This window comes from Glutamicibacter ardleyensis (assembly GCF_014644555.1).
Classification (GTDB): domain Bacteria; phylum Actinomycetota; class Actinomycetes; order Actinomycetales; family Micrococcaceae; genus Glutamicibacter; species Glutamicibacter bergerei.
In genome coordinates, this window is the sequence record NZ_BMKX01000003.1 from 103,451 (window position 1) to 117,593 (window position 14,143).

A 14,143-nucleotide genomic window follows, 5' to 3' on the forward strand; every position below is an offset into this window, starting at 1 on the left:
CGTCCGTATAATTCACACCAGCCTGCGGGGCCACACGTTGCAAAGCCACCGGATTCAAACCGGGGAAAGTCAGAGGGATTTCACCAGACCACGAAAAACGGTTATCCCACATGCAGACCTCCTAAATGCGTCGTGCGTTCGGATAAATGCGGCGCGTACCAGCCGGCGCACCCACAGCCGAAATAGTTGCCGCAACACCCTGCGTCAAAACAGCACGCCGAAAATGGCTCATATACGGCACGAGCGAACGCACCCGAACACCAGAACCGTTACGTTGATAAAACTCGAAATTCTCATAATCAAGCACATTCGTCAGCCCAGTCGGCGTTGCCGAAACCACCACCGAGAAACCACCAATATTCACCGTTGCCAGCGCACCAGAAGGAAATTCAACAGTCGGATACGCGGAAGTATTACCCCGCGAAAGAGTGTACGAATAAGTTGTGGTGAACGTCTGCGACTGCGGGGTAACCTCACGGGCACGCGACTCCCCCACCGTCTCAAACGACACATCAGAACGAAGCATGAACCCCGTACCGCGCTCCCAAGCCAACCGATCCCACTCGATCTGGTCAGACACAATCACGTCATCCCACTGCCACAACGTGTCCATCTCCACGCGCATGGCACGAGGCCCACGCGAAGGATCAATAAGGCCCACGAAATTATCGCGACGAGACTCAACCTCAGCAACCGAAGAACCCTCAATAATCACATCGAAAGTAAACTCAGTTGCTTCCTGCGTCGCCCCACCAAAGATGCGACCGCCACGACCAGGCACAGGCCTAGACGAAATCGACAGCCCACCGAGTGACGGCCACTCTTTGAGAGTCGCCGTCACCCCAGCAAGCGAAGCCGTAGAAGTGCCGCCAAGAATAAACATCAGCGCACCACCCCAGCCAACTGCACAGCACCACGAGAACGAGCAGCCCGAGTAGCGCGAGTATGAAGATCCTGCGCAACCTGCTTGACCCGACGCTCCGAATCAACACGCATTTCCTTCACCTCCACCAACGGCCCCTGAATGATGATCGGCTGATCAGCACCATAAGCACCGCCAGTAAATTCGGCAGGTGCGATTTGGGCAATGTTCGGCGCTTGCGTGCCAACCATCCCAGCAACCCGGTGATCCAGTTTGCTTTGCCCCTGATCAATACCAGCAATCACACCAGCCGGAATATAAGCACCCACCTGATCACGGAAAACCCGCGACGGCGAATGAATACCCAACGCCTTACGCGTCGCCTTAGTCAGCTTCGAAGCCAAATTCTCAGCAGCCTTTTTCAGCTTCTGATCATCAGACTGCAAACCCTTGATAATGCCCTGCTGCGCGGCAACACCAACACCAAAGAACTGCTCAGCCGCCACACTGCCGAAACGACTGGAAGCAGACTCAAGCCCCTTCCAATCCTTGCCAAGATCCGACTGCTGTTTCTTCGTACCCGAAAGAATCGCATCAGCAACCTGGATACCCTCAGTCGTGCCATACCCAGCAATCTCCTGAATCAGACCAGCAGGAATGCCAGCCTTACCCAACGCCGCCAAGCGAGACGCAAACTTACGGGCCTTAGCAGCCAACGACTTCACACGAGAAGAAACATCAGCAATGCTCAGCTTCTTCTTCTTGCCGTCCTTGTCCTCAACAGGTTTGAGGTCAAGCTCGCCCATGATCCGATCAGCGTTCTGATTGCGGTAGTCAACCATTTCGTCAAGACGCTTATTAGCCGACTCGATCCGATCAGCCATAACCTCGCGGCCCTTAGCCAAATCAGCCAGAGTAGACGAACGCGTCTGCCGAGTCGCATTACGAGTCCACTTGCCAGAATCAGACAGCGAATTCACGATTCGCTGAACACCCTTGGTATTGCCGAACTCCCAAATACCGCCAGTAGTCTGACCCTGCGCATCCAAGATGCGCTGAGCCTTACCCTGAGCAGACTGGATCGCACGAATATTGCGTTTCGCAACCTTCTCAGCCTCAGCCTTCGACAAAGCCGGAAGCCGATCTTTCTTAGCCGCCTTGAAAGCTGACTGCGCCGCCTTCTTAGCCGCCGCATGCTGCTTCGAATTCTTGATCTTGTCAGCCTTCGCAACCGCCGCATCACGCTTAGCCGCCAAAGCCTTGTTGTGCTTAGCGATCTGAGCATTAGCCTTGGTTCGGTCAGCCTTAGCGTTAGCAGTCTCCTGCTTGATCGCCTTCTCGCCAGCCTTAGCCACAGCCTTCGACAAATCCTCGACTGCTTTCACAGCCTTGCCCTGATCGGCAGTCACACCGGCAGCAAGGCCGCGGCTGATCTGCTTACCCACTTCGTCACGAAATACCCTCGACGGAGAGTGAATGCCAAGGAACCGCTTAGCGCCATCAATGGCACCCTGGGCAACATTGACGATGGAATCGATAACCTTCGTCGCCATGGCCTTGATGCCGTTGATCATGCCATCGATCATCTGCCGGCCAACAGTGCCCAGCTTTCCGGCAAGGCCTGACAGTGCGGAGACAATCTTTCCCGGTAGCGCCTTGAAGAAATTCAGCACAGCAGCGAGCCCAGTTTGAACGGCACCACGAATCGCGCTCATGCCACCAGTAGCAATGCTCTTGATCGCGTTGAAAGTTCCGGAGAAGAAACTCTTCACCGCGCTCATCACGCCTTGCACAATGCTTCGAACCAAGTTCAAACCAGTTTGCACCGCAGTTTTCACAGTGCCGACCGAACTTTGCACAGTGGTCTTGACTGCATTCCAGCCAGTAGTGAAAAGCCCAGTGATGCTCTTCATGACACCAATGATGCCCTTGACCATTTTGCCGACGAACCACAACTGAATCAGATTCCACACGGCTTGCACCGCACCGGTCACGATCTGTTTCAGCGACTCCCAGACCTGAGCCCAATCGCCACGGAACAGCGCGCCCACCAGTGAAATCACGCCAGTGATGACCTTCACGATGCCTTGAACCGCGCCGATCACGTTATTCACAATGCCCTGCACAATGCTGATCACAATCGGCATCAAGAACTTCAACGCCGGAATCAACACCGCCAGAATCACGTTCACAACAGGCAAGATCGCACCCATGATCGACGTAAACGCCTGAGCCAGCAACGGGAAAACAGTAGTAGCCAACTGCGAAATAATCGGTGCCAACGAAGTCACCAGCTGTGCGATCAACGGCGCGAAAGCCGATACCAAAGTAGTCACCAGCTGGATAACCACTGGCAGGATCGTAGCGATCAGCTGAGTGAAGACCGGAACAATCGAAGTCATCAACGTTGTAGCCAACGGCAAAACCGCCGCGATAATCTGACCAAATGCCGCACCCAGCGTGCCCAGCATCCCCGCGATCTGCGGCAACACCGGCAACAAGGCCTGCATCAAAATTGAGACAGGAGAGAACGACGTAGCGAACTCAATAATCTGCGGAATCAACGGACCGATAGCCGCACTAATCTGCGCGAACACCGGACCCAGCGCCGTGCCAATCTGAGAAATAACCGGGCCAATCTGCGCGGCAAGCTGGGCAAAGGCAGGGCCAATAGCAGCACCAATCTGAGACGCAATAGGTCCCAGCACATCGCCGATCCTAGAAAGCCCGTCGCCCATAGCAGAAAACACGCCAGGCATGTTCTGCTGTGCCCACTCGCCAAAGCTCGCCATCACCGGAGCGATCGCCTTATTGATTCCATCCAAAACAGGGATCAATGCATTCGCACCAACACGCGCAATATTCAAGAAAGGAGTCATCACGGTAGCGCCAATACGCGAACCAGCAGCCGAAAGGTTAGACATGGAGCCCGTAAAGGTCTTGCCCATTTCCTCGGCCACCGTGCCAGATGCCTGAGTCATGGCAGCTTCGAATTCCTTGAACCCGATCTGCCCCTTCGAAGCCATCTTTTCGACCTCTGCGCCGGTCTTACCGAGCTGCTTGGCCAGTGTCGCAGTAAGCGGGATGCCCTTCTCATTGACCTGCGCAAGCACCTCGCCCTGGGCCTTATTTGAGGTCGCAACCTTGTTGTAGATCGCGCCCATCTCATCCATGCCCACGCCAGCCGATGCAGCCGAGTTAGCAACAGATTTGAGCATGCGCTCTAGGGCTTGCCCTGGCTCGATGCCAGCAGCTACAGCACCAGCAGCGGTAGTCGCTGCTTCTCCTAAACCAAACGAGGTGCCAGACACGGATGCAAGAGCGTTGTCCATGATCTTGGAGACAGTCTGAGTGTCATTACCCAAACCCTTGAGCTTCGCCTGCGCGTTCTCAATATTCAGCGCACGATCAATACCGCCCTTAGCCGCCAAACCAACAGCAACCGCCGCACCAATCGCGCCGGCCTTCTTCACGATCCCAGTGAACGCGCCACCGAACTTCTTACCCGAAGACTTGCCAGCCTTTTCGCCAGCAGTATCGGCAGCGCCGCCCAGATCCTTATTGATCTGTTTACCCATGCCACGAGTAACGGCAGTTATCTGGACGTAAGCCTCAGCTAGGTTTGTTGACACATTCGCCACCTTCCCGCCCGTAAAAGGGCACAAAAAAGAGGGGCTAGACAACAGATGCCTAGCCCCTCTCAAAGCCAAAAATAGTTAGCGGGATTTACGATTGTAATAAGCGGCTTGCTTAGGAGTTACCCGGATCATCCGTCCATCACGAGCCCGATAATCAACCAAGCCGTCATCCGGAACAGGAGCGCGGCGAGCGTCCATGCGACGCTGCATCTCCTTGATGGACACCGGCTTAGCAGTGAAATTCTTCGAAGACGTATCTTCGAAACCGGGGCGTGGGATAGGTTTCGGAGCTTTGCGCCCCTTCTGCCCATCCTTCGTTTTCTGCCAAATCAACACGCGAGTCTCATCAACCTGAGCCGCGGCCAACTGATTAGCCAACGTCCAACCGCCAGCAACATCGGTGAACGTCACCGAATCCTCAGGCAAATAAACAACAAGGTCGATAGCTTCAAGCAAGCCAAGACCCCTCAAATCCGACATGCTCAAACCGTAGTAACGGCGCACATCAGCCCGAACCTGCCCGCTGTACTCCGAAAGGAGATACGCGAGCTTTAGGAGTTTGGGGTTGCGGCTTCCAGGATCTCTTCAAGCAGGCCCGAACCAGCTTCAATGCTCACGCGCTTAGTCTCAGGATCACGAACCTTTTCAAGCAGCTCACGCGAGGTTTCTGCACCAACCAGGCGGCGCAAAAGACGGCCAGAGTAGCCGGGATTCTGCTCGACGTAGGACAGCTCATCCAAGAACTCGAAGTCATCGAAAGCATCCTCAAGAATGCGCACTTCGACACCCCGAATTTTCAGGACACGATAACCGTCCTCAATGACGATTTTCTCTTTGCGATCCTGAGGCTTCTTAGCGCCAGCCGGGATCTTCGTGGAATCGGTAACTTTGATAGCTTCATCAGCCATTGCGGGGCCTCCATAAAAGTGTGTGAACGGGGCAGAAGAGTTAGAAGCCTGTCGGGCGTGGCCCCGCTAAAAGCACGCCCGACAGGTGGTATTTATTGGCTACGCTTCGCCGTCATCCAAGTAGATGTACGCCTTCACGCCGTTCGAATCCGGGTATGCCGTCATCGTAATGTCGTAGCCGGTTGCTTCCTCGTTCTGGTAAACGATTTCGCCACGCTCAGTGACCTGAGCATCCGGCAGTACGATGCGGATCGTGTGCTTCTCATCGAGCACATCAATCACCACAACGTTGTGTGGAGACTGCGCGCCAGTGACCTTTACAGCCGTAGCAGTAGCAGTCGAATCCGCGTAGTAGATCTTGAGTGACTGCGCTGTAGTTTCCAGCATGACCAGCTGGAAAGTCACGTCATGCGAAGTCTGAACCTTGCGAACAGTGTCACCGTTCTGCCAAGCCGTAATGTCGGTAACATCAGTCTCAATCGACTGGGTAACCCCATCAGGCCCAAGGTAACCAACATCAACGTGTGCCGCTGGCAAAGCAGTCACAGCACCAGTAGGCAACACTGTTCCCATCGGCGCAAACGTCACCGCGCCAGTAGTACCAACGCGGACATTCTGAGCATTATTAGCCATTACTAACCCCCTTTTGGGTATAAAAAAGGGGAGAAGCTAGATAGCTTCTCCCCTTGTCAGGAATTCAAAATTTTGTCTAAAACGTGGAACCTTCGCGTCAGGGTCAGGCATCCACACAATCCCACCCAACGGGCGAGCCTTATAAATCAGCACACCCCGGATGCGCTCATTTCTGAGTGCACGCAAATGCGCTTCAACGTCCAACGCCAAGTCGAACGCGTCGCCCTGCGATTCAGCCCACGAATCAACGATCATCGACCGCCAACCATGAACCACCGACGAATCCGAACCACCAGACGGCTCCAAGACCACGAACGATTTAGGCCGCTGCTTCGGAACACCAGCAACCACCACCGGAACCCCAACAGCACCAAGCAAATACTCACGAATTGAAGCCGGATGATTGCCATAGCGAATAACCTCACCCGCCACCACCCACCGCCTTAGACAACAGACCATGCTTCGCCTCACGCGCCATGCCTTTAGCCGTAATCGGATAGACTCGCGCAACCACACGGCTCCCGTATTGGTGTGTCGAAGATGCGAACCCTTCCCCGGCGATAGCTGAGATTTTCTCGGCTTCCGAAGTAACTATTGACTCCACCTCCGCACGCTTGCGAAGTTCGTTGAATCCCGCCAAGTTGAGTTTGATCCTTGTTTTAGCCACGACTACCCTTCCGCTCTTTTGAGCTTCACTCGGTACCCAGGCATGAAACCAAATGGCCCATGGTTGAAATCATCCGGATTGCCCTGCACTATCAAAGCCAAAGGCTCATTCGGCAAAATCACCCGGTCAAGATGCCCACAAAACGAGGTAGCGCAATACAGGTCAATGTCATGGTCAAGGCCAGTGCCAAGATCACGCAGAGGATCATCCGGAGCAGACGGCCCCCACCCGTAAACATTCACCTCGACCGGATCAGCGAAACCCTCAACAGGGTTTCCCCAATCGTCTTCCGCACCCACTAAAACCGCTTCATGCAGCACCGTAAATGGCTCAGGAAATTCGCTCATTTGTAGTACCCAGATTTCGCGTGAATCGTTCGAAACCGCCCTTTACGCGGCAGGGGCAACCACATAAGCTCCCCCTCAGTGAAGTACAGGAGGCCGGATGCAGCCGATGAATCAACCGTTTCTGACGATGTATTGGAGAACGGGCCAGCGCCTTGATTAGTTGACCGCTGACGAATGGCACGAGGGTTACTCAGGCGACGGCGAACGGACTCAACAACCGCGTCCTTCGCTGCCTGCTCGAGAATCTCATCGCCGCGAATAAACGCGTCAATATCAATTCCCCTCTTGCGTCCGATAAGCCGAAGATTATTCGAAGCAGTCAACAGCCAAGCATCAACGGTTACCGTTTCAGCAACGGTCAACTCGCCCCAGACCGCTTCAACATCATCCGAATTAGCAAACGGTTCAGCCATGACAGTACCGCCTTATTCGGTTGGTATGCCCTCGGCCTCAAGCGCTTCGCGAATATCGGACGCTGTAGCGTCGTCGTCAATCTCAAAGCCCTTGCTTGCCGCATACTCGGCCCACTTGGCAGCAGAGCCGCCACGACCGCCCTTAGGTGGGATCGGAATCTCAACGGCATCTGGGTCTTCGGTTTCACCCTCACCGTCACCGGCAGGAGGTAGACCCTCCGACTCCGCTGCGGTCAATTCCGGATCGTCGCCTTCTCCATCGCCGGAATTACCCGTTTCAATAATGGTCAGAGGCTCTTTCGGCTGAACCGCCACGGACCCGGCAACAATCAGCTTCGGGTTAGTGATGAGCGGTTCGGCCCACTCAGGAACCTCGCCCGGAGGCAAGCACTTCGAACCAAGTTCGGGGTGCAACACGTGAACAAAATTATTGATCTGCATAACAAAACCTTCCAGATAAGCCAATGGGCGCACACCTCGAAAGATGCACGCCCGCCAGCAAATGGCCACTAAACCTGAGCGGTCAGCAGGCGCTTAGGAGCGTTCAGGACAGGCATTGCGACAGCATCAACGTAGGTGAACTGACGGAATGGCACGCCATCCGACTTCACTACGATGCCCACAAGGCCCGGAGCTTCCTGGAAGGACATTTCAGCCTTCTTGGAATTGACCAGCTCAAGAGCGGTCACAGTGACACCCCATGCGGTGTATCCCAGATCCGCAATGCTGGCCGGAGTCAGCAACACGCGATCTTCTGGGATCGTGCGAGTCAGTACGCCATCCACATCAACAGTGGTGTCGTACGGCTCAGCGAACACCGGCAGACCCTCGCCCGACAGGTAATCGTTCAAGTCCACCAAACGCGCCACAGTACGGCCAGCAGCCGAACCGTAGAGAGCGCCAATGACTTCCTGCGAACGAAGCACGTTGCGGATCTGAGCCTGCGAAGTGCGAACCACGCCAGCACCGATGCCGTTAGTCTCGCGGTACTGGTCATTCCACAAGGTCAGATCAGTGAGAGGCTTGGAGGTCGAAGCGCCGGCCCATGCAACACCAGCGGTCACCTTGTGCTCGGCAGGAACCCCAAAATCAGCTTCGAAGCCAACAAGGCCGTTCTCGTTGATGGTAAGAACACCATCGGTGAGAACGTCACCCCAAGCCTGCTCAAGGCGCGCCTGAACTTCAAGGGTCAACTGCTCAACGTCATCATAGATAGCGTCAACCAGCGCGGCCTTGTTGGTGCCCTCCGTGCGAGCAAATTCGAGCTGCAAGCGCTCATATTCGCCCATGTTCGAGCTAGTGGACAGCGGGATCAAACCCACCGAACCGCCACCAACCTGGTCACGCTCGGAGACGTGCACGCGGCCATCGAACGAACGGTAACGGGCAGTACGATTACGGCGCACAATCTCCGCAAAGTTGATGGTATTGCTACCAATGTTTCGGAATGGCGCGGCGGTCAGCAGTCGGTTTTCCTGATTGACAGGCACAGCACGGCTGAACTCGGTGCCAGCATCAGGGCTGACAGGTGCATCAAATACGATCAATTTCTGTCACCGTCCTTTCTAGTCGAAGATGATGTGGGTCAGTGCGGTGCGCGCCGCTTCATCAAGCGCGCCCTTACCGGAATCCACAGGTAGGCGGTCGGCATTCACATAGCCGTGATCGAACAGTGCGCCACCAACGACGGTCTGGCCGTCTGCAACTGGCAACGAGCTGAACAAGAAGCCGGCAGGGGCCTCGGTGCCATCGACGGCAGCGGGATCATACGGGCCGAACTTCTCCGACGCGGTGATCTTTCCGACCAGGATGCCCGAAGGGATGAACCCGTTTGGGTGAAGCCCAGCGAACGCCGGAATGTCAAGAGTGATATTTGCGTTAGCGCCCGGCTCGGTACCATGCGGGCCGCGAAGCCACGAACGATTTTCCGACTGGGCAGACCAACGATTGACGTTCAACGAAGTCATTTTGGTTTAGCCTTTCTAAGATTTCTTACCGAAACGCTTTTCGGCCTCGGCACGGCCGGTAGCCCGGCCACTGGTTTTGATGCGTTCGCGATCACCGGCAGCGCGGCGCAATGCCTCGTTGCCTCCACCGCCAGCAGGTGCCCCGGAGAGCTCGCTGTTGTCATCCACCCATGCAAGGATCGCGTCAACGTCAGCTGCCCCATCCTTGACAAAATCAGGGCGGTTGAATGCGGCCTCGCCATCAATGACGCGGCCACGCAGAGCAACCTTCAAAGCTGTCTCAGCCTCGCGCTTAGCCGATGCAGTGTTCGCCGCGTTAGTAGCCTCTTCCTTGGCCCGATCAGAGTCAGAAAGAGATTTCTTACGCGCCTCTTCGGCATCTTCCGCGGCCTTTCGGGCCTGCTCGGGGGTTAGCGAGCCATATTCTTTGACGCGGTTCTCATGCTTTCGAGCTTGATGTTTCCAATAAGCTGCTTGCTGATCTGCGGTCATGTCTTTCAATGCCGTGTCGGCTGGAAAGGATGGCTCCTGCTTGCCCTTGTCCTCATCGCCAGCGGGCGGGTTCGGAGTGCCCCCGCCGCCTTCGTCATTGGACTGGTTCAAAAGCAGGTATGGGTTAGTGAAACGCTTGCGCATCTAATTTGCTCCTTGTCGGAAAAGGTCTCATGACGAGAAAACCCCCACGCCAGAAAGCGAAGGGGAAGTTTGTTAGTTGATTTCTTTTGAACCGGTGAATTTGTCAGTGCGCCATGTCAGCACAGGGCCAAGTTCGCCATGCTCGCGAGTCAGGATGAGGTCGGTGTATTCGGAAATTTGATTCTTTTCAAATTTCCCAATGCCGAGAAGTCGTGCGCCACGGTCAGAGTCGCCAAGCTTAGAGGCAATCTGATCATGCACGGATTCAAGTAGTGATTCGTTGATGATCTGATAATCATCGCCAGGATCAACCACGAATGGTTTTACCCCGCAATCACAGCCGGGGTGAATCGGCAGTAAGTCGCCGCGGTGATAACGCTGAGTCGAAGCAATCGTGCACATCGCGCAATTCTCACGACCAGTCAAAGTTCGCATGAACTTCGTAAACTTTGACTTCTCCAAAGCGTTGGCCGCCGAATGAGTTTTCGACAACTGAACACCACTGGAAACAATGTCAACCAGCCGACGCTCACCCTCCGCAATCGCAGCCTGAACAGCCTTGCCGGAAGACAACGCCGTATAAGCTGACGCGAACGGACGATGATAAACCGTCTCAGTATCAACACCACGCAAATTCCGTGTACTCGCATTGAATACCGCACCGTCACGAGCAGTACCGAACTCGGCGAGCGCCTGTTTTCGGATATACGCATCAGTCAGATTGGAGATCTTCTGCTGAGCCGATTCAACACGAGGAATCAGACTCGCAAGCATCCGATCAAAGTCGGCATCACGGTAAGAGCCAAGCCCCCGCCACGTCCGCTCAGCAACCGCAATAATACGAGTGCGCACATTGTGCACCTCGCGGTCATATGCAAGATCCAAGCGAGTTACCATCAGGACTCAATCGCCGGAGTTCGTGGTTCATTCCCCGCGCCTTGGTATTCCGCAAACTCGCCAAGCATCAACGCCTCAGTGTCCGCTTCTGCCTCCACCTGTTGAATCTGAGTTGGAGTCATCTGCCAAATTTCACGGAGAATCGTACGCAACGGGAACTTTTGCGACACTTGCGAAGTGGCCGAAGCCTTATCCGTGATCGTGTAGCGCTCAGCCGGCATAAACGAAACGTTGATACCCGACTTCTCGGCACGCTCTGAATCATCAGCAGTCAAGAACACCAGATGGAAAACATCAACCAAGAACCGACGCAAACGCGCTTGCTTATCCTCCACCGCGAACTGCAAACCTTCACGCGTGAAATTCGCACCCGAAGCAGACTGATTATCCGGGGCAAACATACCCATCGGACGGCGAGCAACAGCAGCCAAAGCCAGCTGCTCATCATGAAGGGCCTTTAGTAGTCCTTGAATATCAGTTGGCGTGGACTCCCACACCTTCGTGCCAGATGGAAGCATGAACCATGAACCAGGGTCTGATGTAAGAACATCTTCCAAGCTGTCGGCATTGAATGCCTCGGCAAGTTCCTCCTGAGCCGCATCTTCGGGATCGTCAACATCGGAAATGATGGCACGTTGTTTATATGCCTGATACATAACAATTACGGATAACTGAAATGTCAGTCGGTTGATGCGGCGCATGTGAGGCAAATGAGGCTCAAATTCACCCATACCTCGGCGATTACGCAAACGAACCACCGGCACAAGCCCATGCTTCAAAGCCATGCCATTGACTCCACCGGAATCTTCATCCCAAGACCAGGATTCTGGATCAAACGAAGTCGCAAGCTCACCTTCGCCATCCATCGAAGCCGTGTACGTGCGCGCCAAACCATCGTCATAGTAAGACCCGGCCACCATGACAACTGCGTAGGCGCGATCTTCGTCAGGGTCGGAGTAGAACTTTGCAGCGGCGCGCAACTGAGACTGTCGTACGGGATCGTGGAACGTCACGCACTCCCGCGGATCTTCATGCGTTACCAGTGGCCCATCTTCATCGTCAATGATCATCGCGTATGCGTCGCCGGCCCAAAGGAAAGTCTCAACGAACGTCGAAAACTCAACGTCAAGATTGTTATCCAGCCAGTATTTCCACGCAACATCATCAGGATCATCGCCGGACACCGAAGTTCGTACGTCGCGAACTGCTTGGCGCTCTCGCATCGACCCCACAATGAGCTCAGCCCAGTTAGTCGTAGCTTCTGCTTCAAACTCCCGAAATGCTTCACGAGCCTCGCGTACAGCAGCAGGCGTCGGAGGTTCTCCGATATGCCAAGCGTTCAGATCATCAAGCCTATCTAGGCGATCCTCGCGCTTAGCAAAGGCCTTAGCGAGCCACCATCCGGGAGAATTTACCCTATCTATAGCCAGCGGCATTAGACCCCCCTCTCGGTGTCAAGCGACGAATAACGCGCTTCTTCTTGCGTTCATTGTTCGGCTTAGCGCCACCCTTGATCGCATCAAGGCGCGCCTTCCACGACAAAACAGCAGCCATGCCAGCATCGAATTTCAGATGCATCTTGCCGTCCTGCTTCTGCATGACATACAGCGGTTCGCCAAAGTCATCAAGCATGTTCAATTTCTTCTTGCCAGCGTTACCCAGATGCCTCAAAAGGTCATCGTGAGGTGACACCACTTCGCCAGGCTTCCACAATGGATCTTGATAACCGCCAAACGAGATTGAACGAGCATCAATCGCTTCCTGATACTCGCGCAACGTGTACGCCATCATTGCGTGACGCTTCGTATAGAACTCTTCAACCTGATCCGGGTACTTCGCATACCAAGAGCCGATAGTTTCAGTCCAGTGCGGTGGGTCGGCATAGAGTTTGTAGACGCGGTAATGAGTCATGGCCCATTCGAAAGTAGCCGTAACTTCACTCTCGGGAACTTCCCAATCATCCGAAAACTCTGGGCGTTCCCACAACCCGATAAGTTCCTGCATACCCGTGTTGATATCCGTAGCAACAATGGCCGTCGAGTCACGGAACCGCGCACCGTCAAAACCAAGAGACACAAACGCGCCCTTAGGGATACGCAGCCCAGGCTTAGCCAAACCATGCAGCTTGATCGAATCAAAGAACATCGAACCAGAGCGCCGCCAACGATTCAGCCAAACACGCTCAAGATAAGCAGTGTCCGCACGCGGGCGATCCCACAGCTTAGCGATACTCTCAAACTGGCCAGTACCAAACTCACCAACCGGGCCCGTAGCCTCAGTCACCGCCGCAATACGATTCTCCATCGCCTTGGCGTGGGTGACTTCCTCAATGCCCGGCGCAGCAGGCCGCGGCATGAAATCCTTGTGCTCATCCCCCGCCCAACGAGCGAAGAAGAACAAGGCCGGCGCTTCCATTTCGCCACGACTGATCATTTCAGCCTCAGCGCGCACGTCCTCTTCAATGGACATTTCACCCGGAGCACCAGCCGTTGACGTATAGAACGCCCACGGATCTTCCATCGGACGCTTAGTCAGGTTCGCGCTCATCGTCTCGTGCGCCGCCTTAGCAGACGGCAAGATCAAACGGTGAGGCTCATCAAAGTGCTGAAAAGTCGTTAGAGCACCGTCACGAGAGCCAGGAGAGTTAGCAACCGGAACAGCCTTGCCATCCTCACGACCGCGAGAATCCAACCGAACGATACGCTCCAAGGAAGGGTCAAACAGATGCGAATCCGGACCTTCCTCAATCACAGTCTTGAGCACACCATAAGCAAGCTCAGAAACCTGCTCAGCGTTCACCGCCATCATCGGAATATATGGCTGAGTTACAGGACGACCAACCGGCTCCCCATAAGCATCAAAGCCATCGCACCGAACCGGCGCTTCCGGATGCAACTCGCAAAAAGTAATCCAAGCAGCCTTCTCCGTCTTCGCCATGCCCTTGCGCCACTCAATAGCGCCACGAGAGAACCGCCTACGACCTTCAAGCCGATGACCCTGAGGATAAACCTCATACAGGCGGTACAGCGCTCCTACGAACTCATCATCAAGAACGGCAGGCTCGCCCTTCAATGAGCCAGGGCCGAACACGCAACGCTCTTCAATGAATTGCGCAACAGCAGGGCCAAGCGTCGGATAAGACAAATCCAGCGGCGGCACAATCAATACCGCCACC

General features: G+C 54.9%; 16 protein-coding genes. All 16 read right to left on the bottom strand.

Annotation, left to right across the window (positions count from 1 at the left end; genetic code table 11):
• Window positions 1–121: 121 nt before the first annotated feature.
• A complete protein-coding gene (locus tag IEX04_RS08305; RefSeq protein WP_188685026.1) occupies window positions 122–883 on the bottom strand; it encodes a phage tail family protein in 762 nt (253 codons plus the stop codon).
• Entirely contained in the window at window positions 883–4,494 is a 3,612-nt protein-coding gene (locus IEX04_RS08310; RefSeq protein WP_188685028.1) for a phage tail protein, read from the bottom strand. The genes IEX04_RS08305 and IEX04_RS08310 overlap by 1 nt, the downstream gene beginning before the upstream one ends.
• 84 nt (window positions 4,495–4,578) lie before the next feature.
• Complete coding sequence (locus IEX04_RS08315) at window positions 4,579–4,980, bottom strand: DUF5361 domain-containing protein (RefSeq protein WP_188685030.1); 402 nt, start codon at window positions 4,978–4,980, stop codon at window positions 4,579–4,581.
• A gap of 71 nt (window positions 4,981–5,051) precedes the next feature.
• Window positions 5,052–5,408: a hypothetical protein gene (locus tag IEX04_RS08320; RefSeq protein WP_188685032.1), complete on the bottom strand. Its 357-nt coding sequence runs from the start codon at window positions 5,406–5,408 to the stop codon at window positions 5,052–5,054.
• A gap of 99 nt (window positions 5,409–5,507) precedes the next feature.
• The gene (locus tag IEX04_RS08325) at window positions 5,508–6,041 is read right to left on the bottom strand and encodes a phage tail tube protein (protein WP_188685034.1); all 534 of its coding nucleotides are present in this window, start codon (window positions 6,039–6,041) and stop codon (window positions 5,508–5,510) included.
• A 36-nt stretch (window positions 6,042–6,077) separates the two neighbouring features.
• Complete coding sequence (locus IEX04_RS08330; protein ID WP_188685036.1) at window positions 6,078–6,473, bottom strand: hypothetical protein; 396 nt, start codon at window positions 6,471–6,473, stop codon at window positions 6,078–6,080.
• Entirely contained in the window at window positions 6,463–6,708 is a 246-nt protein-coding gene (locus tag IEX04_RS08335) for a hypothetical protein (protein WP_188685038.1), read from the bottom strand. The genes IEX04_RS08330 and IEX04_RS08335 overlap by 11 nt, the downstream gene beginning before the upstream one ends.
• A 2-nt stretch (window positions 6,709–6,710) precedes the next feature.
• Complete coding sequence (locus IEX04_RS08340; protein ID WP_188685040.1) at window positions 6,711–7,055, bottom strand: hypothetical protein; 345 nt, start codon at window positions 7,053–7,055, stop codon at window positions 6,711–6,713.
• Entirely contained in the window at window positions 7,052–7,468 is a 417-nt protein-coding gene (locus tag IEX04_RS08345; protein WP_188685042.1) for a Gp19/Gp15/Gp42 family protein, read from the bottom strand. The genes IEX04_RS08340 and IEX04_RS08345 overlap by 4 nt, the downstream gene beginning before the upstream one ends.
• Window positions 7,469–7,480: 12 nt before the next feature.
• Window positions 7,481–7,909: a hypothetical protein gene (locus tag IEX04_RS08350; RefSeq protein ID WP_188685043.1), complete on the bottom strand. Its 429-nt coding sequence runs from the start codon at window positions 7,907–7,909 to the stop codon at window positions 7,481–7,483.
• A gap of 68 nt (window positions 7,910–7,977) precedes the next feature.
• Window positions 7,978–9,015 (bottom strand): major capsid protein, encoded by a 1,038-nt coding sequence (locus IEX04_RS08355; protein ID WP_188685045.1) that lies wholly within the window; start codon window positions 9,013–9,015, stop codon window positions 7,978–7,980.
• 18 nt (window positions 9,016–9,033) lie between these two features.
• Window positions 9,034–9,435, bottom strand: coding sequence for a head decoration protein (locus IEX04_RS08360; RefSeq protein ID WP_188685047.1), 402 nt, complete (start codon window positions 9,433–9,435; stop codon window positions 9,034–9,036).
• A 15-nt stretch (window positions 9,436–9,450) separates the two neighbouring features.
• Window positions 9,451–10,071, bottom strand: coding sequence for a hypothetical protein (locus IEX04_RS08365; RefSeq protein WP_188685049.1), 621 nt, complete (start codon window positions 10,069–10,071; stop codon window positions 9,451–9,453).
• A gap of 72 nt (window positions 10,072–10,143) precedes the next feature.
• Window positions 10,144–10,932 (bottom strand): hypothetical protein, encoded by a 789-nt coding sequence (locus IEX04_RS08370; RefSeq protein WP_188685051.1) that lies wholly within the window; start codon window positions 10,930–10,932, stop codon window positions 10,144–10,146.
• 35 nt (window positions 10,933–10,967) lie between these two features.
• Window positions 10,968–12,404: a phage portal protein gene (locus IEX04_RS08375; protein WP_188685053.1), complete on the bottom strand. Its 1,437-nt coding sequence runs from the start codon at window positions 12,402–12,404 to the stop codon at window positions 10,968–10,970.
• Window positions 12,385–14,142 (bottom strand): terminase large subunit domain-containing protein, encoded by a 1,758-nt coding sequence (locus tag IEX04_RS08380; RefSeq protein ID WP_188685055.1) that lies wholly within the window; start codon window positions 14,140–14,142, stop codon window positions 12,385–12,387. The genes IEX04_RS08375 and IEX04_RS08380 overlap by 20 nt, the downstream gene beginning before the upstream one ends.
• Window position 14,143 lies beyond the last annotated feature (1 nt).